Origin of the sequence: Scytonema millei VB511283, assembly GCF_000817735.3 — a bacterium.
Taxonomy (GTDB): domain Bacteria; phylum Cyanobacteriota; class Cyanobacteriia; order Cyanobacteriales; family Chroococcidiopsidaceae; genus Chroococcidiopsis; species Chroococcidiopsis millei_B.
The window spans coordinates 479,576-505,619 of sequence record NZ_JTJC03000004.1 but is presented as its reverse complement, the minus strand read 5'-3'; the positions used below and the strand labels follow the sequence as shown (position 1 = coordinate 505,619).

Here is a 26,044-nt window from a genome sequence, read left to right as displayed (position 1 = left end):
CTAATTCACAAATCCGTCACCAGTCTTGCCTTTCGCAGAATGAATTGCAGTACGGTTTCGGAGCGAGAAATAATATCGGCTGCACCTTCCATCCCAGGTTGCAACCGACAGACGCGATCGCCTGTACCGACAAACTTGTTTTCTGGCTTAATCGTCACTTCATAGACAGATGGGGCGATCGCTTCTAACCCCGTGCTAGCTGCGGGTATTGCATCTGGAGCAACAGCTTGAACGACACCCCTGAGAGTGCCGTAGTCGGGATAAGGACAGGCAGAAACGCGCATTTGAACTTGTTGCCCGGGTTTGACTTTGCTAATATCTGGTTCTGCAACACGAGCTTTTACCACTAAGGAAGCATTGCGGGGAGCAATTTGGGCGATCGCATCCCCCATACCTACCACCTGTCCTGGGTTACGCAGTTCTAGCTTGAGAATTGTGCCATCTGTAGGGGCAAGAATAAATGTCTTCCTCAGTTCCAAGCCAATTTGTTGTAGTTCTTTTGTATCTCGCTGTTGTTGATTTTGCAGGGCAATTTTGCTGACGATCAGATTTTCGCGCTCTTTGTTTAATGCCGCTATCGTTGCAAGTCCCCTGGCTTTGGCTTGAGCGATCTGCTCGTTAGCTATAATCACCGTGGCATTACTAGGATTGAGGCTGGCTTCAGCTTGTTTGAGTTTGGCTCTAGCTGCTTTGAAAGCTTGTTCTTTTTCCTTAACTTGTAACTGCGCGATCGCGCCTGTATTTGCTAGTTGCAGATATCTTTGCTTCTCTTCCTGTGCCAATCCTAGAGCGGCTTGAGCTGCTTGTACTTCTGCAATTGTGGCAATTTCCTTAGTTTGATATTCTCTACGTTGCAACATCAGTTCCGCTGCTGTCGCAGCTACAGAACGCTGCATTAAGTTTGTCTCAGCAGCTATCTGACGATCTAAGGAATTGAGTTGAGCTGTAACTTGTACTAATTGTAAGTGGCTTTGCTGAATGTTAGTTTGCAATTGTTGTTTTTTAGTTTGAAGTTGTGAATTGTCGATCTCAGCAATTGGCTCACCTTTTTTTACAGCTTGATTTTCTTGCGCGTTAATGCTTGTAATCGTTCCCTCTGTTGCTGCCTGAACAACCCGCAGTTCTCCTGTCGGACGGATATTTGCAGGTGCTTTGACTGTGACGTTGTAGCTGAGCGTGGCAGCTAGAGACACTCCTACACTAAAAATAGCGATCGCCATCCCGCCGCCGAGTGTTGTTAAAGAACCGATTGGGGGGATAAACTCATCAGTTTCAACGGCACCGAATGCGGGATCGATTTCACTCACCATAACTACAACCTCTGAGATCGGCACTTGAATTCCACTCTTAGATAAACTAGGTTATTCAGGCAGTTAGCAAGAGGAAGTCTCTAGATCATCATCTTTGGAAACATCAACTGTTCCCCTATCCCTAACGGAGATCGCCATGCGATCGGCTCTATTCTTATTGGTTTATCTTGTTTCTCTTTTTGAGAATCTGAGTCTGTACTACCTCCATCTGATGTTTCGGTTTTAATGTAATACTGCTTGTTGTTTTCGTACACCTTACCACCAGCCACAGTTTCTTGTTGTTCCTCAGATAAGTCTATAAATAATTCTGAGGATTGGTTCTTGGAAAAGAACATTATTGTTACCTCGCTGATTGATTGCTATCCACTTAATCGAGCTAAAACGATCGACAAGAAAACTGCTCAAATCCTGGTAGGGAATCTCATAAAAAGATTCCAGAGCCTTATTCCTTTGCATTGTTCTTATTTGTGCAGCAAGACGATCGGAGCGTGCAAAATGAAGAATTTAGGAGGCTCTGGAATCTATGTTCAGGTAGTTTGTGCAGGTAAACACTCTACCTTATCGCAGTTTTTTATCAAATGTTGCACGTCGCGTCAATTAGCTTAATTTGGCAAAGAAATCCTTATAAGCTGCGGTATTAACATCCATAGTATCGTGCTTGAAGCTTTGCAGATTCGTACTGCCCTTTGGAGTCGATTCCTGAGCCACTTCCAGGTTTGTTATGGTTTCATTAGCTTTGAAATGAGTCGCCAGCTTATCTTTCAAAACATCGCCTGAGCTGCCACCACCTGCAACCAACTGCTGCTGATCTTCAGACAATTCCACAAATAACTCGGACTTGATATTATTAGCGATCATGGGAAAAATCTCCTAAGTTTAAACTGGTGAGAGCGCTTACTAATCGGGTTATCTCTAGTAAAGAGCTTTTGGATTTATTGCCGAAATAAATTAGCCTAATTTGGCAAAGAAATCCTTATAAGCTGCGGTACTAATATCGAGAGTATCATGCTGGAATTTTTGTAGATTTGTACTACCTTCAGGACCCGACTGTTGAGCTACATCCAAGTTGGTTATACTGTTATTGGCTTTGTAGTAAGTGGCAAGTTTGTCGCGCAGTGCATCCCCTGTAGAACCACCACCTGCAACTAATTGTTGTTGCTCGTCGGATAAATCTAAAAACAATCCAGATTGCATATCTGTATCGAACATAGCTTTAGCTCCTTCTAAATTTAGATGTTTCAGATGTTAGATATTCACCTACTAACTGCATAAGAAATTGAATATCTATCTATTAACAATATAGAAAAAGCATTTGTTGAATTCCACAGCGTATCTCCCCAATCCACTAGGTATTTGCCCTAAGTGTATTTACTGATATTTTTGTCTTTAATACAGAATCACACATTTAATTTCTATAGTGTGTTTACCTAAAAAACTGGGTATGTTCCCTGAGTAGGATTACGCTCAGCGAAACAAGTCAAAATAACATCTATCTTTCAGATGATATATGTTAAGAGAGATTATTTGTCTTACTGATTTACCGTCAAAAATATTTTGCAACATAAAACCAAGCTAGTGCAAAAGCTATTCTGACTATTGAGTTAGCGATCGCTACTCAAAGCCAAAATATTAGCAACTTCTGCATCTAGCTTGGTTCAGAAAATAAATATTTTCAATCTTTAGACTTACTGCTGTTAACCGTCAACTATTAATTAGATGGCGTTCTCTAGCAAAGCACGCGAGTTCTACTCTATTGTTGGTTCCAGTTTTACACAGTAAATTGCTAACATACTTTTCTACTGTTCGAGGACTGAGGTATAAGCTAGAACCTATTTGAGAGTTTGATAAACCTTTGACTAAAAGTTGAAGTACTGCTTGCTCTCTTTTAGTGAAGGAAAAGTTATCGAAAGTCTTAGTATCAGTTGTCCTTTCCGGTTGGTGAACCTGGTAAGGATTATAGCACGGTGTATCGACTCGAACAGTTGGTTCTTCTTGGCTTGAAGGATAGTGTAGTGTACTAGATGTTTTGCCTTGTTGCTGTTCTATATTTTGCTGTTGAAGCCTTAAGCGCCATTCCCACTGCATTAATTGGGATATTAACTGCGATCGCTCTAGTAAATTACGTACCACAGCATATAATTCATTCAACTCAAAAGGCTTGGCTAAATATGCATCTCCCCCTACCTGATAGCCGCGAATTCGTCCTTCTGTATCTGTTCGTGCTGTCAAAAACATTACGGGTAGGAGTCGAAATGTTGGATGCTGGCGTATCCACTCAATTAACTCGTAGCCATCCATCTCTGGCATACTAATATCAGTAATGACGAGATGTGGTTGAGATTCCTCAATCTGCTTCTTTGCTTCTTTACCATTCTCAGCTGCGATCGCTGAATATCCCCACTGCTTCAAAGAACAACTAACCAGCAGTCGAATAGCCGGATCGTCATCGACGACAAGGATTAATAATGACATATTGTAAATTCTTCTCTAACTATTTTGAGTTAGCTGCCGCGAATTGACTGCCTAGTAGAAGATAGACAGTCCCCGATCTGGAAAGATTGAAATTCCTTGACACCCTGAGAATAGAAACTTGAGTTCTCTTGAAACTCTATTATTTTTTATCGATACTAACTTGAATTTAAAAGAGTCTGAGTGTTTTATTCTTTATTCTGTTACAGAGTATACTCTATTTTTTTCTTTTTTTTCAATTGTACTGTCTTTGAAAAACGGGCAATCTACCATAAGTATGAGTTCTATAGTTTGAATTTATGTAACCAAGCTTACTGTGAGTAAATACAATTTTTTCGGTAAAAATTGATACTAATAAAAACCGAGGCTTAATTGTCACAATTTACTATTAAAATCGCTAGGCATGTTTCAGTTGACTAATTCGCTAATTACTACCACTTTGCGATCGCCTAAAATCTCGGTCTCAATGCAGTGAGAATTAGAGTAGTTAGTCTTAAGAACAAAGTAATTGAAGGTAATAGATACGATCGTAAACTGTTTTCATCTTAATGGGTAAAAAAGCAATCCTGCCTTTCACCCATAGACACTAGACCAAATAAGGGTTTTAATAATCTTAGCCCCGCGCCTTATCTGTCTATGTCCTCATCTCTGCAACCACCATACATACAGGATTTCACTCACTTCGAGCAGCACGTAGCCAGAATTTTTCACAGACACGGGTGGACGGTTGTTACTCCCGAACAAAACCAAGCAGGTTACGATTTAGTTGTCAGTAAAAGCAATATCATTGCAGCCGTCCAAGTCAAGTGGCTTAAAAATAACGTTGCCGCACCGCAAATTTTGAAGTTTGTTGACTTTCTTGAATCTCAAGCAGCTTGTCAGTTTAATTATGGTATTTTCATTACTACAAAAGATTATAGTGGACCAGCTCGCGCCCTAATTAAATCTTGGGGAAAAGATTCGAGAATTCGCTGTGGTATCGCTTCTGAACATAAAATTACTTGGGTGAACGGTGATGACGGTACACCACCACCCCAACCACCAAAACAAGACAAGATTTATTTTGGTATTTTCACTTGTAAGGGTGGAGTTGGAAAAACTACAGTTGCGGCGCACTTAGCGGGAGCATTTGCCTTACAAGGATTCAATGTCGCTTTGGTAGATTTAGATCCAGAACAAAACTTACACAAATTAGTAGGTGATGGGGTTTACGTTCCTAATAGTAAAGGTATGGGTACAACTATTGAAGTCTACGATGCAAGAGCTTGGGATGAAAACGCTGCCCGTGATTGCAAAATAGTTATATGCGATTGTTCTCCTGCTTTAGAACGCAACCCACGAGAACTGATTGAGAAATTTGATTATTGTATTATTCCTACAACTTTAAACCCTCTAGGTATTAACAAACATGGAATCGTGATTCAAGATACAGTACAAAAAATTAGAAGTATTAATCAAGCTGCTCATTTATTTGTTTTAGTGAATAACTTCAGAGATCCAGGAATTAGACGATTTAAAATTTTAAAAGAGTCATTCTTATCAGTCTATAAACAGATTAGCCAGCACGATGAAAAGTTTCATTGTATCGATCCAGAACAAGTTTGCATTCGTACTAGCGACCAACTATACTACTGGGGAATCCATATTTTAGAGAATCCTAACAATCCATCGAGTGAATTGGCATTTCAGCTGATTGGTGGCAAGTGCTATCCGCGAGATGATTTTATTAGCTTAGTCGATTACATAGAAAGAGAAGCAGGGATCGGAATTCTGCGAGAATAATAGGGGACATTGTAACTAGAACGCATAAACATGGAAGATTTTAATTTCATCACCCCTCTGGGACTATTTGCAGGAGTCTTGACAACGATCGCATATTTACCCCAGTTGATCAAAACCTGGAAGACGAAATCAGCTCACGATCTTTCATGGAGTATGCTCATCGTTTTATGTACGGGAATAATTCTGTGGTTGGTTTACGGCTTCTACGTACACGATATTCCTATCATCGCCGCCAACATCGTAACATTTATCTTTGCTGGAATGATTTTAATGCTGAAGATTCGCTATAAATCAGATCCTAGCGAAGAGAATTAACTTTGTCTAAATGTACCTCAAAATCAATGTAGAGATGCACGAGATCGCGTCTCTACAAATTTTTCAACATAACTACCAATGCTGCTACACCTACAACAGTCATTAATCCTGCTGGCATGAATTTGCGTGTTTTTATCAGACGAGTAGTAAAAATAATCACCAATATTACTGTAACTATAGCAGCTAAACCGAGACCCCAGGCTTGACCGAGCGATCGCGCAACTCCTCCCAGAATCAGCAATAAGCCGCTAGCAGTACCAGAAACCAGCGAAGCCTTACTCTGAGCTTGCTTATAGCCGATCGCGCCGCCAATTATGGCTAAAATCCCATAGGCGATCGCCGCAACCACACCTGGATTCATTACCTGAAGATTCGTTCAATAATTTAACTATTATTTCATTTTTTCAGACATACAAACGTATATTTTTGTGTTCCAGAGCAATCGATTTCTGTCAAGAATTTTCAACAAATTCTCCCAGACTCTCTTAGCGATCTAACTCAAATCTACTTGGCAAATCTTTTCATTTAGCATGATGCTCAGCTAACAGGAAAAATGCGATTACCAACTAATGCTAATTGCTGCACATTCTCATTATAGCAACTTTCATCTGTAGTAAAGTGCTTGTCAATCAATTCTGCAACCTGCTTGGTTTGTACGCGAGTATATCTAGTTTTGTCGGGCATCACTACGACATTTGGTCCAGCTTTACACTGTTTAAGGCAACCAGTAGCCTTAATTTCTACCTCATTTTCCAAACCGCGATCGCTCAAAGATGCTTGTAATGCTTTACAAACTCCGTTTGCACCCCGTTTCACGCAATCAGACTTCTGACACACCAAAATACTAGCCTTAGCTTTGGTTCGTTGCTTGACAGGCGTAGCAGGAGTCATAGCTGGCGGTTGGCGATCGATAACGATCGCTCGTTCTGCCTTCAATTTGAGCGAATTTTTCTTATAGTCAAACTTTCTCTCACCGAAAATTTGTACTATATCCCCTGGATTCAGGTTTAACTCCATAGGTGAACGCAGATACTTAGGTAGTTTGACTCGATATTCACCTTCTAAAGTGCCAATTTGCAAATATTTGCGCTTATAGCCATCTTCTAATTCAAACCTGAGAAATTTTCCCTCTAAGCTAAAGGCTGATACTTCTTTACCAAAGCGACTACTCATAGCTTTATCACCTTCGATATGAATGACAATTGATGCTTTATCTAAAGATTTATCTAAGGTTTTACCAGCACTGCTTTAACCACCCCACCAAATCTTGGCGGGATGCAGTGAACTGTTTCAACACGCTACTTAACTGAACTGCCGTTGTGGGATCGGCGATTTCAACTTTTAATGGCTGTCCGGCATCGCACCAACAAGAAATCTCTAACTCTTGTAAACGTTGATACACTTGCCATCTATCTGCCCATTTCACTTCCACAATCTCTCTAACTTCCGGTTCGCAACCTAACGGCTTCAAGCCCATACCCTCCGATGCTCAAATTACATTTCGTCATCTTAATTGCCGTGACTAGCCGTGCTAGTTGCCGACAGTTTAACTTTACCCAATAGCATACCCTAAATGCAAATTATTCTCATGATATTTGCAAAAAGTTTTCTTTAATCATGGACGATCTCAGCAGTCAAAAGCATTGAAATACATAGCGATTGCGCTGTTTAAAGCTTGACGAGAGAGCGATAATGAAAGTAGCAGTGAGTCATCGATAACAGCATCACAACCAGCAAAGAGAGGAGAACCATGTCTGAGGCAACAATTCTACGGAACTTCGGTCAGGTATATGACAACCCTATTCTGCTCGATCGCAGTGTCACCACTCCTGTTTGCGAAGGATTAAATATTGCTCTTGCTAGCTTTCAGGGTTTGTACCTGCAATACCAAAAACATCATTTTGTTGTTGAGGGTGCAGAATTCTATATGCTGCACCAGTATTTCAGCGAAAGCTATGAAGAAGTCCAGGGACACGTTCACGATGTTGGCGAACGTTTAGATGGACTGGGTGGCGTACCCGTAGCTACTTTTAGCCAACTCGCTCAAATGTGCTGCTTCGAGCCAGAACCAGACGGTGTTTTTGCTTGCCGTCAAATGGTAGAACACGACCTAGCGGCAGAACAGGCAATTATTGGGTTGATCCGTCGTCAAGCCGCTCAAGCAGAAAGTTTAGGCGATCGCGCTACCCGTTACCTGTACGAGAAAATCCTACTTGAAACCGAAGAAAGAGCATACCACTTAGGGCATTTCCTCGCCCACGACAGCCTAACGCTAGGTTTCATGGGGAACGGCTCTAGGTAGGAGCGAGGAGTGAGGAGCGAGGAGCGAGGAGCGAGGGTGTGGGATGTGGGGTGTAGGGTGTGGGGTGTAGGGTGTGGAGATTTTAAATTTCTTTCTCCCTCAGCAACCTTGCGCTCCCTCAGCTCTCTTTCCCCTGCTCCCTGCCCCCTAACATACTTCAACATAAGTCACTCAAAACGCAAAACATTAAAACATTTACTGTTTTTTGTCTTCTCTGATGCATTTTTTAGTCAAATTACTAGTTAACTTTGACTAAAAAATGCAACTTTTGTGTGCGTGAAACAGTTTAACTTTGGAGTGCGCGCGCCCTGTGAGGGCAAGTCACAAATCTAAATCAGCTCTTAGGCTGAGACAGAAAGTGCAGGTAGTGGCAGTTTGCTCTCAGAAATGTTACAATTGTTAATAGTGTAGAATGTTAATCTTAAGCGATCCAATGACCGATTGGAGGGTAGTAAAGCTGCTCTACCCCTAGAGACAGCTACAAAATTAAATTTCTGCAAACAACTAGATGTTGTCCAACTCGTGTAACACTATAGCCTTCTGCTGTCTGGATATGTAACAGAAAAAGCTTGTCTCATCAGCAGAGGGCTTGGTAGTGAAATAAGTGTTACTCTTTTATTTCCACACAGCTGCTTACTACTGATAAAGAAACCTAGCGCCATGAAAACCGCTCAGACAACCACTGACCTTGTACGTACTTACTTGCGTGAGATTGGTCGTGTTCCATTACTGACCCACGAGCAGGAGATTGTATATGGCAAGCAAGTGCAGCGACTCAGCATCCTGTACGCGCTCCAAGAAGAGTTAGTTGCAAAGCTGGGGCGCGAACCAACCTTAGAAGAGTGGAGTGAAGCAGCGCGGATAGATAAAACAGCCTTATCTACAGCGATCGCCGAAGGAGAAATTGCTAAGCGCAGAATGGTAGAAGCTAACCTGCGACTAGTCGTCTCCGTCGCTAAAAAGTACATCAAGCGTAACGTAGACTTATTGGATTTGATCCAAGAAGGGACGATTGGGATGCAGCGGGGGGTAGAGAAGTTTGACCCAACTAAAGGTTATAGATTTTCTACTTATGCTTATTGGTGGATTCGGCAAGCAATCACACGGGCGATCGCGGAAAAAGGACGAACCATTCGCCTACCGATTCACATTACCGAAAAATTAAACAAAATCAAAAAGGCACAGCGTCAACTTTCACAAAACCTGGGACGCGCCCCAAGTATTGCGGAGTTAGCTACAGCGTTAGAACTCACGCCCAAACAGGTACGCGAGTATTTAGAAAGAGCGCGACTACCACTATCCTTAGATTTGCGGGTAGGAGACAACCAAGATACAGAATTGGGCGAACTATTAGAAGATACGAGTCTTTCCCCAGAAGAATTCGTGACGGAATCCTGCCTATCTACCGATATTGAGAAGCTGATGGCGGATTTGACTCCACAGCAGCGGGAGGTTTTATCATTACGCTTTGGCTTAGCTGACGGACAAGCCATGACGTTAGCCAAGATTGGCGATCGCCTTAATATCAGTCGCGAACGGGTACGCCAAATCGAGCGCGAAGCCCTCACCAAGCTCCGCAAGCGTAAAGCAGACCTCGACCAGTATTTGGCTAGCTAGGGAGCAGGGGAAAAGAAAGCTGAGGGAGCTGAGGGAGCGCAAGGTTGCTGAGGGAGAAAAAACTACCAACTACCAATTACTTGTAATCCCCATTGTGGAGCAACAACCCTCCAAATTCAGTTCGGTTTTGCCACCTACCATATCCGCGCCTACCTGTTACATTAAATTTACATAAAGACGCTATTTGTCGGCTAAATTGTAAACAACACTAACAGCAAGTTGATCGGTTACAATTTGGCAACCGAACTGTAAGGGAGGTCATCAGTGAACGATTCATCACATGAAGTTTCCGAGTTTTTCCCAGGAGAATCAAAGGACAGCGATTCCTTATGGCAATACGTCCAGTCGCTAAGTCCAGAGGCTATTACTCAGCTATCTAAGCCTAGCTCTACTGAAGTATTGCAGATGATCGAGCGTAATATCATCGGTATCTTAGGTAGTTTACCTGGAGAAAATTTTGGGATAACGATTACAACTAACCGCGAAAGTTTGGGTAGATTACTCGCTTCAGCAATGATTAGTGGTTATTTCTTACGCAATGCCGAACAACGCATGATGTTTGAAAAGTCACTAGAAGCAACGGAAGTCATCGGGACACAGGAATAAGTAGAACAAACCGTCCATGACTTCAAAACCCATTTCAATTCCGCATAAAATTATCGGCGTGGGCGTTCTGTGGAACGCTCAACAACAAATTTTAATCGATCGCCGTCGTCCAGAAGGTGCAATGGGCGGATTGTGGGAATTTCCCGGCGGGAAATTAGAGCCAGGAGAGACGGTAGAAGAATGCATCAAGCGCGAACTGATGGAAGAGTTAGGGGTAGAAGTTGAAGTTGGCGATCGCCTCATCACTATCGAACATGACTACTCTCACTTGCGCGTCACGCTAGCAGTACACCACTGTCATTATTTGAGTGGAGTTCCTCAGCCAATCGAGTGTGCGGAGATCCGTTGGGTAACTCTAGATGAAATAGAACAGTACAATTTTCCAGCCGCTAACGTGCAGATTATTGCTGCAATAAAAGATTATAAATAACGAGTAGGGGCGCACAGGTGTGCGCCCCTACTCACTACAAAGAATAAACTGGCAGCGTGAAATGGAAACAACTGCCTCCATTGGGGGCTGAGTCTACCCAAATTTGTCCGTAGTGCGCTCTAATAATCCGTTGACATAAAGCTAAACCGATACCATAACCATCTTTAGCTTCATCGCGCTTGAGGCGAAACCGTTCTTCAAAGATGCGATCGTAATTTTCTTCAGGAATTCCAGGTCCAGTATCGCAAACGCTGACTTGTACCTTCTGTGTTGTGCGGTGCAAGCAAGAAATGCGGATCGTGCCTCCTTCGGGAGTATACTTCATCGCATTGTCAAGCAAGTTGATCAAGACTTGCCTTACCCTTTCTCTGTCGGCATAAACCGCAGGTAAATCGTTCGGAAGATCGGTTTGGATAGATTGCGATTTACTCCGAGCGCGGTCTTGGATATGCGCTTCTACATCTTGGTATAACTCGATTAAATCTAGCTTGTGGGGTTGAATTTGTAGTTCGGCGCTGGAAACCCGCGTTACCTGTAACAAACTCGCAATCATGCGATCGATAATCTTAGCTTGGCTGCGGGCTTGTTTGAACAACTGGGTTAATAAAGCAGGCGATGCAGAGAAACTCCCCTTTTTAGTCGATAGAAATTGAGATTCGAGAGTTTCTACAGCAATAGACACAGCGGTCAGAGGATTGCGCAGGTCGTGCGCTACCATTGCAATAATGCGATCTTTAAACTGAAGCTGCTCCAATAATCTTTCCTGCTCGCGTTTGAGGCGAAAGACTTCATCAGAAAGCCGAATTACTTCTACCGAATCAGCTACAGAACGAATCGCGGCAACATTGGAAGTCCCGTAACTATTGCCCGAGTTGCCCGAGTTGTTTAAGTTTTCTAAATCCTTCGGTTTCGTTGAGGTTTCGGCTAACTCTGCCACCAAATTTGCCTGAGACTCGGCTGATTGCTGCCACCGCATCCACCAGTTACTCAGTTGCTCGATCAAGTTACTTCCGGCAAGAGTTTGTCTTGGTTCTGGATAAATCTTGATCAAAGCGGGTGTAGCCACCAGTTTAAAGTGTTCCGCTAGATAGGGCTGTTCCCCGACATTGACAATCTGTAATTCAAACGGGTACTCAGCTTGTAGCTGCTTGAGATAACGACGAATTTGCTGTATTTGCTGTCGTGAACTGGGACGCTCATCTACAAATAGCAGTAATTGAAGCCTAGCTTCAGTCGAGGTCGGCTGTTCAGAAGAAACCTGCATGCAATCTTGTTTCAGCACGGGCAACTAACAGGTAACGCTTAGTGAGAGGTGAAAGAAGTAGCCATAGCGGATTATAAATCAGCCTCCTCTTAAATTTAATATCTATTTTAGTTTTTGCATATAGCTAAGATGTTAAGGAGCGTAGAATTACAGATATTGGGCAGTCCTACGCTAGCGTAAAACTAGTACATATACTGAAAACCGTGTTTTTTTCAAAAAGCGCTCGATTAGCTAGTTTAACCTGCTTATTGCTTGCTGTAACTGCCTGCGCTAACAGTCCTAACGCTCAGCAGTTGGAGCGGACTCTAGCTGCCGATCCTGAGTTGGAGACCAATCGACCGTTTAGCAGTTCTGGCACTTCTACACAAACCACCGATTCAAATCGGCAAAATCAGCCGAATGGGGCGATCGCCCAGCTACCATCTGACTTCCCTTCAGAGATTCCTCCCTTTGACGATTCCCGCTACGATACCCAGCTTGTAGCTGTGACACAAGCAAACGAGCCGCAGCAGCCGAACGAAACCCGTTGGGTGACTACTGCGCCGATCAACGCCGTGCAAAGCTTTTATCAGCAAGAATTCCAGAAAAATAATTGGCAAGTTGTCAATCCACCATCAGAGGGAGAAACGAACAACACTACGATTGAGGCGCGGCAGAATGACTTGTTAGTCAAAATAGCGATCGCGCCGAGAACGACATCTACCCCTCCGCCGAATGCGACTCCTACACCCAACCAGCCGAACCCTGGAATAGATCCTGCTGCTAGCACGGAATTTACCATTCAATACCAGCGAAATGCTCCAGCTACAGCCGCCACTCCTACACCACCCCAAGCCAGCGAGGAAAACTCAGCTCAAACACAGACAGGCAACCCAGTCACTTCTGACACAGCCGAGCGAAACTTCAACGACCTAAGCCAAGCCCCTCAAGAATTGCAACAATATATTACAGATCTGGCGGCTTTGGGTGTCCTGCCCCTCGAACCAACCAACACCAAAAGCAGCCAAGCCGATTCCGTCCGGCAATTCAATCCCAGCAAGATCGTCAGCCGCAGGGAATTTGCTCGTTGGTTGTTTGAAGCCAATAATCGCATTCAAGCCACTCGTCCAGCACTACAAATTCGAGCCGCATCATCGGCAGCTCAACCAGCATTTCGAGACGTACCGCGAAACGATCCTGATTTCTCCGTTATCCAGGGACTCGCGGAAGCGGGGTTAATTCCCAGTTCCTTATCGGGAGACGGAACGGCGGTTTTATTCCGTCCTGATGCCCCGTTAACGCGGGAACAGTTGATTCTTTGGAAAGTTCCTCTCGATACCCGCCAAGCCTTGCCTAACGCCTCCTTAGAGGCTGTAAAAGAGTCATGGGGATTTCAAGATGCAGCGCGGATCGACCCCAAAGCTTTACGTGCAGTCATAGCAGATTTTCAAAACGGAGAGCAGTCGAATATTCGCAGGGTTTTCGGATATACCACACTGTTACAGCCGAAAAAACCTGTCACCCGCGCCGAAGCTGCATCAGCGATTTGGTTTTTTGGTAATGGTGGTGAGGGGATGACGGCTCAAGAAGCCCTGAAAGCGCAACAGCAACCGCAAAACAACCAACAGCCGCCAAATCAACAGCCGCCAAATCAACCCCAGCCGCAACCAACAGCTTCACCATAAAAGTAGCCACATCTAAAGTACCAGGCAACTGCAAGTCGCGGAACTACACAGACAAAACTCAGATGGTGCGCGGGTTTCGGATCTCCGTATCATGAGTCCGCGCAGGCGGACTTTGTTTGTATAGCCTCAGAATTCTATTTTGAGGGCAGGAGTGCAAGATGTGAGACAACACTAAATCTTGTAATATCTTTTACTGTAAGATTTTAAATCTAGAGACTTAAGTGCGAGCTAATTTGAGCGCTCTCTTTGAAAACTACTGTACTTTACAACCCCTGTACTTTAACAGCGATTGGTTATCATCCAGAAAATGAGTAATAGAGAATTTTAACTTATGAGTTCTTAGTTATGGCTTTAACAACTTCTACTATGTTGCCCCTGGGGACTCTTGCCCCAGATTTTCAACTTCCAGATGTTGTTTCTGGTGACACGATCTCTTTATCTACATTTGCTGGCAAACAGGCTTTGCTAGTGATGTTTATCTGTCAGCATTGCCCTTTTGTCAAACACGTTAAAACGGAGATAGCGCAACTCGGTAAAGATTACAAGGATCAAAATGTAGGGATGGTTGCTATCAGTGCCAATGATATTCACAACTACCCCGATGATGCTCCAGAAAAGCTCAAAGCAATGGCAGTGGAATTAGATTTGCCATTCCCCGTATGCTATGACGCGAGCCAGGAAATAGCTAAGGCTTATACCGCTGCTTGCACTCCAGATTTCTTTTTGTTCGATGCGGAACAAAAATTAGTTTATCGCGGACAGTTAGATGATAGCCGTCCTAGTAATGGTAAGCCTGTAACGGGTGCAGATTTGCGAGCTGCTATTGATGCAGTTCTTGCCTCGCGTCCCGTGCCAACCGATCAAAAACCTAGTGTCGGATGCAATATTAAGTGGAAACCTGGTAACGAACCGAGTTACTACGGTTAAAAAGAGAAACAAAGGAGCAGATTTGGGAATCTTATAATTAGAGTCTTGCTGCTGGGCAGCTCTGTTAAACCGAACTATTTGAGGCGCTCTGATTTTGAGTCGGGAGCGCGAATTGTTATGCCTGGCTCCAGTAGCCAAAAAACATCAACACATGATTATTAAGTTATCTAGACAATGAAAATTTCGATTCTTGCTACCGTTGCTTTGCTAGCTCCTCTTTGTTTCATGGCTTCAGCTCGGGCTTATAATCCCCAAGACCTAGCACAATTAAAACGTACAAATGCTTGCCCTCGATGTGACTTAAGTAACGCACCCCTGAATAACTTAAACCTCAGCAGAGCCAATTTGCGTAATGCCAATCTTCAAGGTGCTAACTTATCTCGTTCGATTTTGGCAGGTGCAGATTTAAGCGATGCAAATTTAGAAACAGCAAATATTTCAAGTGCTAATTTAGTTGAGACATTACTGATCGGTGCAAACCTCAAATCTGCTCTTCTGGTCAACTCCAACTTGACTGGTGCTGGTTTAATGGCTGCTAACCTAGAAGGTGCTAACCTCAGAGGTGCAATTATGGATTTAGTCAATTCACGAGGGGCAAGATATAGAGCGACAATTATGCCTAATGGTACAGTTACCCCAACCCCAACTTGGCGGTGACAGATAGTTGGTAGTTGGTGGTTGGTGGTTGACAGTTGACGGTTGACAGTTGACCGGAAAGACGCGCCCGCAAGCCCCTAGTCTTCTAGCTATGGGGATAAGGGCGCAGGCGATTTTAATCGCCGTCAAACTTCTTTCTGAAACTGAATATACTGCTTAATTACTTCTAAAGGCGCTCCACCAACAGTAGAGATAAAGTACGAGTTACTCCAAAGAGTAGGAAGTCTGCTTTTCAAGTGTGGAAACTCTTGTCTTAAATAACGAGACGATGCGCCCTTAAAACGTTTAATCGCTTTGTGTACCCCGAACTGCGGGTCTACCTCGACTAGCAAGTGTACGTGGTCGGGCATAATCTCCATCTCTAAAATATCTACTTGAATTTCTTGGGCTATCTGTTGCAAGATTTCTTTGAGTCGAATATCCACACCCGACTTGAGTACTGAGCGTCTGTATTTGGGACACCAGACGATGTGGTACTTACAGGAGTAGACAACGTTTTTGTTGGATTTGAATTGATGTTTCAATTTTTATTTGTGTTATTTAAGTCATAGCTGTATACTAACTTTAGCTTAAGTGTATAGTAACTATGTTAGTCGGATATATCTACAAGCTCAACCCGTCTCCCAGTCAATCGGCTGTGATGGAGAAGCACGTAGAGATGTTAAGACTGCAATACAACTTTCGGATTCGTGAAAGAGCCCAAGCGTATGAGCAAGCCAAAAGTCCGGTGCTAGGCAATTACTGCGATCTAGCAACTTCATCTGAGTGCTGTCCTCTAACTTGCTCTGTCTCGAAAAATGCACTATACGGCTCTCCTTGGACAGCATCGGGCAAGAAGCGAAGCGCGTTGGCACAACAAGATGCCGATTTACCCAACCTTAAGCGAGAGCGCCCCTGGTACGGGCAGATTCAGCACCACGTTCTCCAGCAAATGCTGCGGCGGGTAGACGATGCCTTTCAACGGTTCTTTCGAGGAGAGGCGGGCTACCCCAAACCCAAGCGACGAAGTAAATTTCGCTCGTTTAGCTATCCTCCTGGAGACGTGCGCTTTCAAGGTAATCGCGTTCGTCTGCCTGGGATTGGTTGGTGTCGGTTTTTCCAGTCCCGCCCGTTTCCAGACGGCTTTACCGTCAAGACTGTAACAGTCCGCTCTAAGGCTGATGGCTGGTATATTAGCGTTCGATTGCAGGATAATTCTGTCCCAACCACCCCAACACCACTAGCTGTAAAAAGTGCAATTGGTGTGGATGTTGGTATAGCCAAACTAGCTTCTATCGACACGGGCGAAATTATTCCCAACCCAGGCTTCCTGAAATCTAGCTCAAGGCGACGGCGAATATTACATAGACGCGCATCTCGCAAGAGAAAAGGGTCTAAGAACCGTCGTAAAGCATATAAAAAACTAGCTTGTCTTGAACAAAAAATAGAGCGGCGACGCACGGATTATCAGTGGAAAGTAGCACACAAACTAACCCGTACCACCGATCTCATCATCTTCGAGGATCTCAATATCAAGCGAATGATGGCACGCTGCAAGCCCAAGGTAGATCCCGAAACCGGACGCTACCTACATAACGGTCAGGCTGCGAAGCGAGGTTTGAATCGAGTTATCGGAGATGCGGCTTGGGGTGAGTTGAAACAAAAAACAATTGTCGTGGCTGCGAAGTCAGGTGTTTTGATTCATTCGATTCATCCCAGGCACACCAGTCAGGAATGTAGTTGCTGCGGCTACAAAAGCCCCACAAACCGCGACCAAGAGAAGTTTTTGTGCGAGTCTTGCGGTCATATAGCCGATGCAGATATTGATGCCGCTGTCGTAATCCGGCAACGCGGATTGAAAGAACTTGGCATATCGCTGCCACTACTGGGAGTCCCCCAGAAAGTTACGCCTGAGAAGCCTGTTGCAAGACAGGGGAAATCAGCGACGTTGGTTGCTGAGTCCAGGAACCCTCAAAAATACGAGCAATTGTCTATTTTTGAGTGGAGGAAGAGTGGGTAACTACCCTTCGGAATCCCCCGAATTCTATTCGTGGGGAGCCGTCAAAGTTAAGAATCAACCATCAACTCAATCTCTAAGTTCATGCGATCGCTACCTAATCTCGATACTCTTTCCTTGACAGAACTAGTGGCTCAGATGCTCGCGATCAGAGCTTCCGGCTACTTGTTCGACCACCAGATTCTCTATCCCAGCTGGGAACCAACTACTGACAAGCTCAAGCGGTTGGTAGAACTAGGTGTAGGTGGTGCGATCCTACTGGGTGGAAGTGCGGCAGAAATCGCTTTAAAAACGCAACAATTGCAATCCTGGGCAAAAATTCCGTTATTGATTGCCGCAGATATTGAGGAAGGGGTGGGACAGCGTTTTGCTGGTGCGACTTGGTTTCCTCCACCAATGGCAATAGGGGCGATCGCATCCCACAACCTCAGTCTCGCCCAAACATATGCAGCTCGAATGGGAGCAATTACCGCTCAAGAAGCCTTAGCGGTTGGAATTAACTGGGTGCTTGCTCCTGTAGTAGATGTCAACAACAACCCTGACAATCCTGTGATTAACGTCCGTTCCTTTGGCGACAATCCAGCGATAGTCAGCCAGCTAGCTAGTGCCTATATTCAAGGGGCAAAATCTTATCCCGTACTCACCGCAGCTAAGCATTTTCCTGGGCATGGGGACACGGCTGCTGATTCTCATTTAGATTTACCAGTCATTCCTCATTCTCCGGCAAGATTGGCAGAAATCGAACTACCACCTTTCCAAGCGGCGATCGCGGCTGGGGTAGATGCGGTGATGAGCGCCCATTTACTCATACCCAGTTGGGATACGGAACATCCAGCTACCCTCTCATCGCATATTTTGACACAACAGCTACGTCAGAACATGGGTTTTGAGGGTTTAATTGTTACCGATGCCTTAGTTATGGGAGCGATCGCCAATCGCTATGGAGCCAACGAAGCACCCGTACTCGCAGTGGAAGCCGGAGCAGATATTTTACTGATGCCAGTCGATCCTGAAGGCGCAATTCAAGCTGTCTGTACTGCTGTTGAAACCGGACGCATCTCTAAAGAGCGAATTTGCGCTTCTGTAGAGCGGATCTGGAAGGCTAAATTGCGGGTTAGCGGCGAGATAGAGAACGAAGGGACAAGGAGACAAGAAGGACAAGGAAGAAATCAAAATTTCCCTGCTCCCTTACTAGAATTGGCTAAACCGGAAGCTTTTGCGGTCGTGAATGAGATTTTAGGTGCTTCCCAGGTCGTACGGGGAAACTTGCCTTTGATGCCAGTGATGACAGCAGCATCTGCCTCAGAGTCAAAAAATTTGAGGAATTTGATTGTGGTTGATGAATTGCTTGGATGCGATTTCTTACACCGTAAAGCACCTGCGATCGCTCTCCCTACTCTACGCGGCTATACAACACAACTTTGCGATCGCCATACCCCTGTTGTTTTTGAGACTGATGACGATTGCCCAACTCTACTCCAGATGTTCATTCGCGGCAATCCTTTTCGCGGAAGTGCTGGAATCGCGCAAGTAGGACAGGTATGGGTTAAGAAATTATTAGCTTCAGGTAATCTTCAAGCACTGGTAGTTTACGGTAGTCCATATGTCCTCCAGCAGTTGCTGCCTATGCTACCCTCTATTCCTTGTGTTTTCTCTTACGGGCAAATGCCAACAGCTCAGGCAGTTTCCTTGTCTGCATTATTTGCTAGGTCGATTTAGTTCTCTATCTTAAGATAGATTTTTTTTACTCTTCTATCTCACCTGAGTTAGATATGACAAAACCTTAACCCATTCCTAAACCAAAAAATATAGGATTGAAAGGGCTATGCACCAGCTCTTGAAAAAGTTCAAGCATAGACAGGTGGCGAACATTTTGTCAAGATTTGTTGACTGTCTCAATATTTGTTAATATATATTTGAATGATATAACGTCAAAATAGGGATAATTTCAGTATAGTCAACTACAAAATTTTCAACTTCAATTAATTTTTACCCATCTGCCACCTTGAGAGAACAACACATCCGATACCCCGATCGAAACTTAGGTTAAAACTATGAGTGTAAATACGGTGCCACCAATCCGATATTCTTTGGACGTAATCCAAGATGAAGCCCGTCAGTTGGTACAAAAAGGATTGGTTAGCCGCCAGCAGCCAATCTATACTCTGTGTCAGTACATTCCAGCACGGGAATGGGTTTGCATAGAGTGCGAATTAGAGCAATGTGATTTCTTGCTACGCGATCGCATCGGCGATCTGATTGGTAGAGAACAATGGGATAACGATTAAAAGGGCTATGGAATTAGAAACTAAGGGCTAGTGCAACGACGCACTAGCCCTTAGCGTTTTTAGCAAATGCATCGTAATTGCATGACAGTTTAATAGCGGTTTCAATTGGGTAAAACATGCGATCTGTAGGGGCGCACGGCTGTGCGCCCCTACAAATGTCAATAATAGTTACGAACAATTAACTATCAGCTATTACAATTCCACCCAGATATTCCTCTTTTTCCATAAACTCCACATTCTCGCTCGGAGAATGAGGATTTTTCTTGCTTTTTTTGGTTTGACTCGGTAATATCTATGACCAGACAGATCAAATACGGTAGTTCTACCAAAAATTCGTAGATTATCAGGAGACAATGACATGAGGTGGTGGCAGCAGACCTGGAAGCAATGGCAGATGGGGGTTGAGCAACTTGGTAGACTCAGGTGGAATTCGGTCAAAAGCTTGACATCGCTATTTTTAGTTGGAGTGAGTTTGAGCGTGGCGATCGCAGCTTGCTCCGGTGGGAACGGCAATAATTCGGCGACTCAAAATCCTGCTGCGAGTCCTGTCGCGGCAAACAAGCAGGATGTAGAACTGACTCTGGTTTCTTTTGCTGTCACCAAAGCCGCTCACGACGCGATTATTCCCCAGTTTACCGAGCAGTGGAAGCAAGAACATAACCAAAACGTGACCTTCAAGACGAGCTACGGTGGTTCTGGTTCCCAAACTCGCGCCGTGATTGATGGTTTGGAAGCGGATATCGTTCACTTAGCCCTTGCCCTTGATACAAGCAGGATCGAAAAAGCAGGACTCATCGAGCCAGGATGGGAAAAAGAAGTCCCCGATAATGCCATTGTCTCTAAATCCGTTGCCGCATTAGTCACTCGTCCAGAAAACCCCAAAGGTATTAAGACTTGGGCAGATTTAGCCAAAGATGGAGTCAGCCTGATTACAGCCGATCCGAAGACTTCCGGTATTGCCCGTTGGAATTTCCTGACGCTGTGGAATTCTGCCATCAAAACTGGTGCTAGCGAAGAACAAGCACTCGATTTTGTCAGCAAAGTTTATGGCAACGTGCCAATTTTAACTAAAGATGCGCGAGAAGCAACCGATGTCTTTTTCAAGCAAGGGCAGGGAGATGCTCTGATTAACTACGAAAACGAAATTCTCCTAGCGCAACAAAAAGGCGAGAAGGTGTCTTACATAATTCCCGATGTCAACATCTCCATCGACAATCCCATTGCTGTAGTGGATAAAAATGTGGACAAGCACGGAACTCGCGAAGTCGCTGAAGCTTTTGTCAAGTATTTGTTTACACCCGAAGCGCAGCAAGAGTTTGCCAAAGTTGGATTTCGACCAGTGGACGAGACAGTAGCTCAAACCAAGGAAAATACTGATAAATATCCCAAAGTGCAAAATCTCGGCTCTGTAAAAGATTTTGGCGGATGGAACGTAGTCCAAACCAAGTTTTTTGAAGACGGAGCAGTTTTCGACCAAATTCAAGCCAAAATTAATCGTTAATTGTTGCGTGGTGGGTGGTTGCGTGGTGCGTGGAAGAGATTTTACATACATTCTTCTGATTCTTGTACGGGCGGGTTTGACTGAGAGCAGACTCGTCTAGCTACAGCTAACGCCAATAAACCCGCCCCTACGACTCCTGATTCTTGATTCTTGACTTTTAACTTTTGACTTTTAACTTTTCAGATGGCTGTATCTCCTGCATCTCGATTTGGTTTTCGCAATTCATCAGTAGCTCAAAAGTTGTGGCAATGGTTGTTTCATATGCCTTGGACGTGGCGCATCACGCTGGGATATCTCACAGTGATGTTATTTGTCCCCATTGCAGCAATGTTCCTCAAAGCAAGTACTGAAGGTCCTGTTAACTTTTGGCGCATTGCTACGAGTCCGGTGGCGTTAGCAACGTACAATGTCACGTTTGTGACATCAATCTTGGCAGCTTTGATGAATGGACTTTTTGGCACTCTGATTGCCTGGGTTTTAGTGCGCTACAAATTTCCCTTCAAAAGATTAATTGATGCTTCGATCGATTTGCCCTTTGCCCTACCAACTTCAGTTGCGGGGCTAACGCTGGCAACAGTCTATAGCAATAATGGCTGGATCGGCTCTTTACTTGCCCCTTTGGGAATTAAGGTATCCTTCACCCGTTTGGGGGTATGGGTGGCAATGATTTTTATTTCGCTGCCTTTTGTGGTACGGACAGTGCAACCCGTAATGCAAGAAATGGAACGCGAGATTGAAGAAGCGGCTTGGAGTTTGGGAGCAAATCAATGGCAAACTTTCCGGCGCGTTATTTTACCGCCTCTATTTCCTGCCATCTTGACTGGTGTGGCTTTGGGTTTCTCCCGTGCAGTTGGGGAGTACGGCTCAACCGTAATTATTTCCTCCAACACGCCTTTTAGAGATTTGATTGCACCCGTACTGATTTTTCAACGCTTAGAGCAGTATGACTATTCTGGTGCAACTGTTATCGGTACGGTGTTGCTGCTGATTTCATTAGTGTTGCTGCTGTTGATTAATCTTTTGCAGGCTTGGGGAAGACGGTATGACGACTAGGAAGGAGATGAATTCTCAGATGAATAACAGCAAAGCTGCGCCTAGCGAACAAAAGAGTTGGATTCCAGCCATTCTGATTGTCGTGGCGATCGCCTATGTCAGTCTAGTACTTTATATCCCCGCCTTAAACGTCTTTATTCAAGCTTTTAGCAAAGGAGTTGGTCCATTTTTTGCTAACCTGACTCGACCGGAGTTTCTCCATGCCGTCCAATTAACAGTCATGTTAGCCGCGATCGCCCTGCCACTGAATACAGTTTTTGGGCTATGTGCGGCTTGGGCGCTGACTCGTCACCGATTTCCAGGTCGTGCCTTTGTTTTAAGCTTGATCGATCTGCCCTTTTCGATCTCGCCTGTAGTTGCAGGTCTGATGATTGTCTTGCTCTACGGGCGACAAGGATGGTTTGGTGGTTGGTTGCAAGAACACGGGCTGAATATTATCTTTGCTTTTCCAGGCATGGTGCTGGCTACAGCATTTGTGAGTATGCCCTTTGTTGCCCGTGAGGTGATTCCCGTATTAGAGGAATTAGGCTCGGATCAAGAAGAAGCGGCAAAGACTCTAGGCGCAAACGACTGGCAGATCTTTTGGCGCGTCACCTTGCCGAATATCCGTTGGGGATTACTCTACGGCTTAATTTTGACTAATGCGAGAGCTATGGGTGAATTTGGTGCGGTCTCGGTAGTTTCGGGAAATATTTCGGGAAAAACCCAAAGTCTACCCCTGTTTGTTGAAGATGCTTACAAACAATATGAAACTGAGGCTGCTTACTCTGCTGCCGTATTGTTGGCTTTATTGGCTGTAGTGACGTTGGTATTGAAGGAGATTTTAGAACGGAGAACTCGGATTAAAGATGTGGAATAGGGCGATATTTTGTATTTAGCTTAAAATACAGACTTAACTGGCTACAAGGGCGCACAGCCGTGCGCCCCTACTCTCCTCCCCAATTATGAACTGGTGGCAAAGACTTAACAAGAATCCCCTCGCCCGCTTTGGGGCGATTCTGCTACTCATTTTTTACATTGCGGTTATCGCCGCTGATTGTGTCGCACCCTACGACCCTTATGAGTCTCAAGCTAATGGTTCCCTGCTGCCACCCACGCAAATTTATTGGCAGAATACACAGGGGCAATTTGTTGGACCCCACGTTTACCCTACGACTCAAGGTAAGACAGATTTAAATACAGGCGATCGCCAACTGATTGTAGACCGTACTAAGCCTGCTTGGTTCCGCTTTTTTGTTGCGGGCGATCGCTACCAACTATTTCGTCTCAGCTTACCACTGGGCAATAATTTTGAAGAAGTAGAAGTTTTTAGCGGCATTCCTGTCAATCTGCATTTGTTCGGTACAACTGGAGCTAAATTTAACTTATTGGGAACTGACGAACAGGGACGCGATCAATTTAGCCGCCTGCTACATGGGGGGCGCGTTAGCCTCAGCGTTGGTTTAATCGGAGTCGCTATCTCTTTTCCCCTCGGCATGATTGTCGGCGGTATTTCTGGCTATTTTGGTGGTTGGATCGATAGCATCATCATGCGTCTTGTAGAAGTATTAATGACGATTCCTGGTCTTTATCTATTGGTTGCTTTGGCAGCAGTTTTACCACCAGGACTAAGTAGCGCCCAGCGATTTATGCTGATCGTTTTAATTACTTCTTTTATCAGTTGGTCTGGACTGGCGCGAGTCATTCGCGGACAAGTTCTATCGATTAAAGAGCGAGAATTCGTTCAAGCGGCTAAAGCTATGGGTGGCGATCCTTTCTACATCATCATCCGTCACGTTTTGCCTCAAACAGCAACGTATATCATCATCTCAGCAACTCTATCCGTACCTGGATTTATTGCGGCAGAATCGGTATTAAGTCTAATTGGGTTGGGCATTCAGCAACCCGATCCATCTTGGGGCAATTTGCTCTCTTTAGCAACAAATGCCTCAATTTTAGTGCTACAACCTTGGTTGGTTTGGCCTCCCGCGATATTAATTATTGTTACAGTGCTGGCGTTTAATTTATTAGGAGATGGCTTGCGCGATGCCCTCGACCCGCGCAGTGTCAGACGGTAGGAGATAAGTCGTAAGTCGTAAGTCGGGAGTGGCTGGTGGCTGGTGGCTGGTGACTAGTAGTAAATCGTCACTGCTCCCTACTCCGTGCTCCCTGATAACTGATAACTGATAACTGATAACTGATAACTGTAGAGGTGGATTAAGCTGGATTATTCCTTAATATTCTTTCCAGCTTTTCTTGCTTATGCTTAATAGTCTGTTGTTGGGTGCAAATAGTGTCATTGCGGTTTGCTACTTCGCAATATCCTTCCTGATCTTTCAGGGACTCCGACGCGGACAAGAGCATTTACTCAAGAACCCACTCGTTCTAGCAACTGTTATTATCTTTTTCACCTGTGCTGTGGGTCACTCTGTCCATGTTGTAGGTGGAATTGTCGATCCACGATTTGCCCAACTGACAGTGCAGGTGCAAGTTGTTGTGGACTTGCTGACTGCTAGTATTGCTGTAATTTACTTTGCACTACGCCGACAGTATTCGCTACTGATTGATGGACCGTTGCTGCTAGCTCAGACTCAAAGCCAATTGGCGAAAGCGATCGCCGAACTAGCACAAGCAAAAGGTAATTTAGAGAATGCGGTTGCAGAACGCACCACCGAATTATTACACGCCAATCAAAAACTGGATGAATTGTTGGGACGCGAACAAAAGGCTCGTCAAGAAGTCACCGAACTACTAGAAAGCATTTCCGATGCATTTTTTGCCTTGGACGGTGACTGGCGATTTACCTACATTAATCCTCAAGCCGAAAACTTGTTGCAGCGATCGCCAGATGAATTACTCAATCGTCACATTTGGTCTGAATTTCCCGCCATTGTAGGAACTATTTTCGAGCGCGAATATCGCCGAGCTGTAACCGAGCAAGTCACTGTCAGATTTGAAGAATTTTTTGCGCCACTTGATAAATGGTTAGGGGTTCGAGTTTATCCGGCAGCGAAAGGCTTATCAGTTTATTTGCAAGACATTACAGAGCGCAAACAAGAACAGTCACTTCTACAAGAACTCAATCATAATCTTGAACAGCGGGTAACCGAGCGCACGGCACAATTAGAAGCTGCGAATAAAGAACTAGAGGCATTTTCCTATTCTGTCTCCCACGATCTTCGCGCCCCATTACGCAGTATCGACGGTTTCAGTCTAGCTTTACTAGAACGCTGTACTAACTTGGACGAGAAAGGGAAACACTATCTGCAACGTATTCGTGCTGCCAGTCAAAGAATGGGAGAACTGATTGAAGAATTGCTCCACTTATCGCGGGTGACGCGCAGCGAAATGCAGTTACAAAATCTCGATTTGAGCGCAGTGGTGCGAAATATCGCTTCAGAATTACAACAGGCACAACCAGAACGAGCCGTAGAATTTGCGATCGCTCCCGATCTCACCGCACCAGCAGATCCACAACTCATTCGAGTTTTATTTGAGAATTTACTCAACAACGCTTGGAAATTTACCTCACGCAAAAAATCTGCGCGAATTGAATTTGGCAAGCTTCCATTAAAACAGCTCAAATTCTTTACGGAACGCTCTTTATCTCCTTTTACTGCCTCCGATGTTTATTTTATTAGTGACAATGGTGCTGGCTTCGACATGGCATATGCTGCTAAATTGTTCGTTGCCTTTCAACGCCTCCATTCAGAAGATGAATTTCCTGGTAATGGCATTGGATTGGCTACAGTCAAGCGGATCGTTCTACGTCACGGAGGGCAAATTTGGGCAGAAAGTACCTTAGATCGAGGTACAACATTTTTCTTCACGCTACAAGAGAGAATTTAAGAAGTCAAAAGTCAAAAATCAAAAGTCAAAACTGA

The 26,044-nt window shown here is 44.5% G+C and carries 27 protein-coding genes; 17 read left to right on the top strand and 10 right to left on the bottom strand.

What is annotated here, in order from left to right; all coding sequences use genetic code 11:
- Window positions 1-5 precede the first annotated feature (5 nt).
- From QH73_RS17335 to QH73_RS17315, 5 genes are all read right to left on the bottom strand, one after another.
- Window positions 6-1,310 (bottom strand): HlyD family secretion protein, encoded by a 1,305-nt coding sequence (locus QH73_RS17335; protein ID WP_039716954.1) that lies wholly within the window; start codon window positions 1,308-1,310, stop codon window positions 6-8.
- An 80-nt stretch (window positions 1,311-1,390) separates the two neighbouring features.
- The gene (locus QH73_RS17330; RefSeq protein WP_039716955.1) at window positions 1,391-1,645 is read right to left on the bottom strand and encodes a CTB family bacteriocin; all 255 of its coding nucleotides are present in this window, start codon (window positions 1,643-1,645) and stop codon (window positions 1,391-1,393) included.
- A gap of 262 nt (window positions 1,646-1,907) precedes the next feature.
- Window positions 1,908-2,168, bottom strand: coding sequence for a CTB family bacteriocin (locus QH73_RS17325; RefSeq protein WP_039716956.1), 261 nt, complete (start codon window positions 2,166-2,168; stop codon window positions 1,908-1,910).
- Window positions 2,169-2,258: 90 nt separating this feature from the next.
- Window positions 2,259-2,519, bottom strand: coding sequence for a CTB family bacteriocin (locus QH73_RS17320; protein WP_039716957.1), 261 nt, complete (start codon window positions 2,517-2,519; stop codon window positions 2,259-2,261).
- A 492-nt stretch (window positions 2,520-3,011) separates the two neighbouring features.
- Window positions 3,012-3,782, bottom strand: a complete 771-nt coding sequence (locus tag QH73_RS17315) for a response regulator transcription factor (protein ID WP_039716958.1) — start codon at window positions 3,780-3,782, stop codon at window positions 3,012-3,014.
- A 633-nt stretch (window positions 3,783-4,415) separates the two neighbouring features.
- Between QH73_RS17315 and QH73_RS17310 the strand changes: the two genes are divergently transcribed.
- Complete coding sequence (locus tag QH73_RS17310) at window positions 4,416-5,561, top strand: nucleotide-binding protein (protein ID WP_039716959.1); 1,146 nt, start codon at window positions 4,416-4,418, stop codon at window positions 5,559-5,561.
- A 30-nt stretch (window positions 5,562-5,591) separates the two neighbouring features.
- Window positions 5,592-5,876 carry a SemiSWEET family sugar transporter gene (locus QH73_RS17305; RefSeq protein ID WP_039716960.1) on the top strand — a complete coding sequence of 95 codons (285 nt, stop codon included), beginning with the start codon at window positions 5,592-5,594 and terminating at the stop codon, window positions 5,874-5,876.
- Between the two features lie 52 nt (window positions 5,877-5,928).
- On the opposite strand, the gene QH73_RS17300 is transcribed toward QH73_RS17305, so the two are convergent.
- From QH73_RS17300 to QH73_RS17290, 3 genes are all read right to left on the bottom strand, one after another.
- Entirely contained in the window at window positions 5,929-6,237 is a 309-nt protein-coding gene (locus QH73_RS17300) for a TMEM14 family protein (RefSeq protein WP_039716961.1), read from the bottom strand.
- A 176-nt stretch (window positions 6,238-6,413) separates the two neighbouring features.
- Window positions 6,414-7,049, bottom strand: a complete 636-nt coding sequence (locus QH73_RS17295) for a (2Fe-2S) ferredoxin domain-containing protein (RefSeq protein WP_039716962.1) — start codon at window positions 7,047-7,049, stop codon at window positions 6,414-6,416.
- A 61-nt stretch (window positions 7,050-7,110) separates the two neighbouring features.
- The gene (locus tag QH73_RS17290; protein ID WP_374189043.1) at window positions 7,111-7,347 is read right to left on the bottom strand and encodes an Asr1405/Asl0597 family protein; all 237 of its coding nucleotides are present in this window, start codon (window positions 7,345-7,347) and stop codon (window positions 7,111-7,113) included.
- A gap of 279 nt (window positions 7,348-7,626) precedes the next feature.
- Between QH73_RS17290 and dpsA the strand changes: the two genes are divergently transcribed.
- The 4 genes from dpsA (at window position 7,627) to mutT (ending at window position 10,831) form a co-directional block, all read left to right on the top strand.
- Window positions 7,627-8,178 (top strand): DNA starvation/stress protection protein DpsA, encoded by a 552-nt coding sequence (gene dpsA, locus QH73_RS17285; protein ID WP_039716964.1) that lies wholly within the window; start codon window positions 7,627-7,629, stop codon window positions 8,176-8,178.
- A 660-nt stretch (window positions 8,179-8,838) separates the two neighbouring features.
- Window positions 8,839-9,795 (top strand): RNA polymerase sigma factor, RpoD/SigA family, encoded by a 957-nt coding sequence (locus QH73_RS17280; RefSeq protein ID WP_039716965.1) that lies wholly within the window; start codon window positions 8,839-8,841, stop codon window positions 9,793-9,795.
- A gap of 264 nt (window positions 9,796-10,059) precedes the next feature.
- Window positions 10,060-10,401, top strand: coding sequence for a DUF760 domain-containing protein (locus QH73_RS17275; protein WP_039716966.1), 342 nt, complete (start codon window positions 10,060-10,062; stop codon window positions 10,399-10,401).
- A 16-nt stretch (window positions 10,402-10,417) separates the two neighbouring features.
- Complete coding sequence (gene mutT, locus QH73_RS17270) at window positions 10,418-10,831, top strand: 8-oxo-dGTP diphosphatase MutT (RefSeq protein ID WP_039716967.1); 414 nt, start codon at window positions 10,418-10,420, stop codon at window positions 10,829-10,831.
- A 34-nt stretch (window positions 10,832-10,865) separates the two neighbouring features.
- Here mutT and QH73_RS17265 read toward each other — a convergent pair whose 3' ends face one another.
- Window positions 10,866-12,113, bottom strand: a complete 1,248-nt coding sequence (locus QH73_RS17265) for a histidine kinase (RefSeq protein WP_309476493.1) — start codon at window positions 12,111-12,113, stop codon at window positions 10,866-10,868.
- A 185-nt stretch (window positions 12,114-12,298) separates the two neighbouring features.
- Here QH73_RS17265 and QH73_RS17260 point away from each other — a divergent pair, with 185 nt between their 5' ends.
- The 3 genes from QH73_RS17260 (at window position 12,299) to QH73_RS17250 (ending at window position 15,343) form a co-directional block, all read left to right on the top strand.
- Complete coding sequence (locus QH73_RS17260; RefSeq protein WP_039716969.1) at window positions 12,299-13,759, top strand: S-layer homology domain-containing protein; 1,461 nt, start codon at window positions 12,299-12,301, stop codon at window positions 13,757-13,759.
- Window positions 13,760-14,104: 345 nt separating this feature from the next.
- On the top strand, window positions 14,105-14,686 hold the full coding sequence (locus QH73_RS17255) for a thioredoxin family protein (RefSeq protein WP_039716970.1): 582 nt from the start codon (window positions 14,105-14,107) through the stop codon (window positions 14,684-14,686).
- Between the two features lie 174 nt (window positions 14,687-14,860).
- Window positions 14,861-15,343 (top strand): pentapeptide repeat-containing protein, encoded by a 483-nt coding sequence (locus QH73_RS17250; protein WP_039716971.1) that lies wholly within the window; start codon window positions 14,861-14,863, stop codon window positions 15,341-15,343.
- Window positions 15,344-15,468: 125 nt separating this feature from the next.
- On the opposite strand, the gene tnpA is transcribed toward QH73_RS17250, so the two are convergent.
- On the bottom strand, window positions 15,469-15,867 hold the full coding sequence (gene tnpA, locus QH73_RS17245) for an IS200/IS605 family transposase (RefSeq protein WP_039713398.1): 399 nt from the start codon (window positions 15,865-15,867) through the stop codon (window positions 15,469-15,471).
- Window positions 15,868-15,929: 62 nt separating this feature from the next.
- Between tnpA and QH73_RS17240 the strand changes: the two genes are divergently transcribed.
- The 8 genes from QH73_RS17240 to QH73_RS17205 all read left to right on the top strand — a co-directional run bounded on the left by QH73_RS17240 (window position 15,930) and on the right by QH73_RS17205 (window position 26,009).
- A complete protein-coding gene (locus tag QH73_RS17240; RefSeq protein WP_039713397.1) occupies window positions 15,930-17,342 on the top strand; it encodes an RNA-guided endonuclease InsQ/TnpB family protein in 1,413 nt (470 codons plus the stop codon).
- A gap of 81 nt (window positions 17,343-17,423) precedes the next feature.
- Window positions 17,424-19,058, top strand: a complete 1,635-nt coding sequence (locus tag QH73_RS17235) for a glycoside hydrolase family 3 protein (protein WP_039716973.1) — start codon at window positions 17,424-17,426, stop codon at window positions 19,056-19,058.
- Between the two features lie 335 nt (window positions 19,059-19,393).
- The gene (locus QH73_RS17230; RefSeq protein WP_015155351.1) at window positions 19,394-19,627 is read left to right on the top strand and encodes a DUF4327 family protein; all 234 of its coding nucleotides are present in this window, start codon (window positions 19,394-19,396) and stop codon (window positions 19,625-19,627) included.
- Window positions 19,628-19,985: 358 nt separating this feature from the next.
- On the top strand, window positions 19,986-21,128 hold the full coding sequence (locus tag QH73_RS17225; RefSeq protein ID WP_039716974.1) for a sulfate ABC transporter substrate-binding protein: 1,143 nt from the start codon (window positions 19,986-19,988) through the stop codon (window positions 21,126-21,128).
- A 183-nt stretch (window positions 21,129-21,311) separates the two neighbouring features.
- Window positions 21,312-22,181, top strand: coding sequence for a sulfate ABC transporter permease subunit CysT (gene cysT, locus QH73_RS17220; protein ID WP_039716975.1), 870 nt, complete (start codon window positions 21,312-21,314; stop codon window positions 22,179-22,181).
- The gene (gene cysW / locus QH73_RS17215; RefSeq protein ID WP_039716976.1) at window positions 22,171-23,040 is read left to right on the top strand and encodes a sulfate ABC transporter permease subunit CysW; all 870 of its coding nucleotides are present in this window, start codon (window positions 22,171-22,173) and stop codon (window positions 23,038-23,040) included. Before cysT ends, cysW begins: the two co-directional genes overlap by 11 nt.
- Window positions 23,041-23,125: 85 nt before the next feature.
- Window positions 23,126-24,238, top strand: a complete 1,113-nt coding sequence (locus QH73_RS17210) for an ABC transporter permease (protein WP_039716977.1) — start codon at window positions 23,126-23,128, stop codon at window positions 24,236-24,238.
- A gap of 184 nt (window positions 24,239-24,422) precedes the next feature.
- The gene (locus tag QH73_RS17205; protein WP_052290208.1) at window positions 24,423-26,009 is read left to right on the top strand and encodes a sensor histidine kinase; all 1,587 of its coding nucleotides are present in this window, start codon (window positions 24,423-24,425) and stop codon (window positions 26,007-26,009) included.
- Window positions 26,010-26,044: the final 35 nt, after the last annotated feature.

Bases quoted from the DNA above. Each gene is read 5' to 3' on its own strand.
- QH73_RS17335 (WP_039716954.1), bottom strand. From the start codon at position 1,310: ATGGTGAGTGAAATCGATCCCGCATTCGGTGCCGTTGAAACTGATGAG.
- QH73_RS17330 (WP_039716955.1), bottom strand. From the start codon at position 1,645: ATGTTCTTTTCCAAGAACCAATCCTCAGAATTATTTATAGACTTATCT.
- QH73_RS17325 (WP_039716956.1), bottom strand. From the start codon at position 2,168: ATGATCGCTAATAATATCAAGTCCGAGTTATTTGTGGAATTGTCTGAA.
- QH73_RS17320 (WP_039716957.1), bottom strand. From the start codon at position 2,519: ATGTTCGATACAGATATGCAATCTGGATTGTTTTTAGATTTATCCGAC.
- QH73_RS17315 (WP_039716958.1), bottom strand. From the start codon at position 3,782: ATGTCATTATTAATCCTTGTCGTCGATGACGATCCGGCTATTCGACTG.
- QH73_RS17310 (WP_039716959.1), top strand. From the start codon at position 4,416: ATGTCCTCATCTCTGCAACCACCATACATACAGGATTTCACTCACTTC.
- QH73_RS17305 (WP_039716960.1), top strand. From the start codon at position 5,592: ATGGAAGATTTTAATTTCATCACCCCTCTGGGACTATTTGCAGGAGTC.
- QH73_RS17300 (WP_039716961.1), bottom strand. From the start codon at position 6,237: ATGAATCCAGGTGTGGTTGCGGCGATCGCCTATGGGATTTTAGCCATA.
- QH73_RS17295 (WP_039716962.1), bottom strand. From the start codon at position 7,049: ATGAGTAGTCGCTTTGGTAAAGAAGTATCAGCCTTTAGCTTAGAGGGA.
- dpsA (WP_039716964.1), top strand. From the start codon at position 7,627: ATGTCTGAGGCAACAATTCTACGGAACTTCGGTCAGGTATATGACAAC.
- QH73_RS17280 (WP_039716965.1), top strand. From the start codon at position 8,839: ATGAAAACCGCTCAGACAACCACTGACCTTGTACGTACTTACTTGCGT.
- mutT (WP_039716967.1), top strand. From the start codon at position 10,418: ATGACTTCAAAACCCATTTCAATTCCGCATAAAATTATCGGCGTGGGC.
- QH73_RS17255 (WP_039716970.1), top strand. From the start codon at position 14,105: ATGGCTTTAACAACTTCTACTATGTTGCCCCTGGGGACTCTTGCCCCA.
- QH73_RS17250 (WP_039716971.1), top strand. From the start codon at position 14,861: ATGAAAATTTCGATTCTTGCTACCGTTGCTTTGCTAGCTCCTCTTTGT.
- QH73_RS17240 (WP_039713397.1), top strand. From the start codon at position 15,930: ATGTTAGTCGGATATATCTACAAGCTCAACCCGTCTCCCAGTCAATCG.
- QH73_RS17235 (WP_039716973.1), top strand. From the start codon at position 17,424: ATGCGATCGCTACCTAATCTCGATACTCTTTCCTTGACAGAACTAGTG.
- QH73_RS17230 (WP_015155351.1), top strand. From the start codon at position 19,394: ATGAGTGTAAATACGGTGCCACCAATCCGATATTCTTTGGACGTAATC.
- QH73_RS17225 (WP_039716974.1), top strand. From the start codon at position 19,986: ATGAGGTGGTGGCAGCAGACCTGGAAGCAATGGCAGATGGGGGTTGAG.
- cysT (WP_039716975.1), top strand. From the start codon at position 21,312: ATGGCTGTATCTCCTGCATCTCGATTTGGTTTTCGCAATTCATCAGTA.
- cysW (WP_039716976.1), top strand. From the start codon at position 22,171: ATGACGACTAGGAAGGAGATGAATTCTCAGATGAATAACAGCAAAGCT.
- QH73_RS17210 (WP_039716977.1), top strand. From the start codon at position 23,126: ATGAACTGGTGGCAAAGACTTAACAAGAATCCCCTCGCCCGCTTTGGG.
- QH73_RS17205 (WP_052290208.1), top strand. From the start codon at position 24,423: ATGCTTAATAGTCTGTTGTTGGGTGCAAATAGTGTCATTGCGGTTTGC.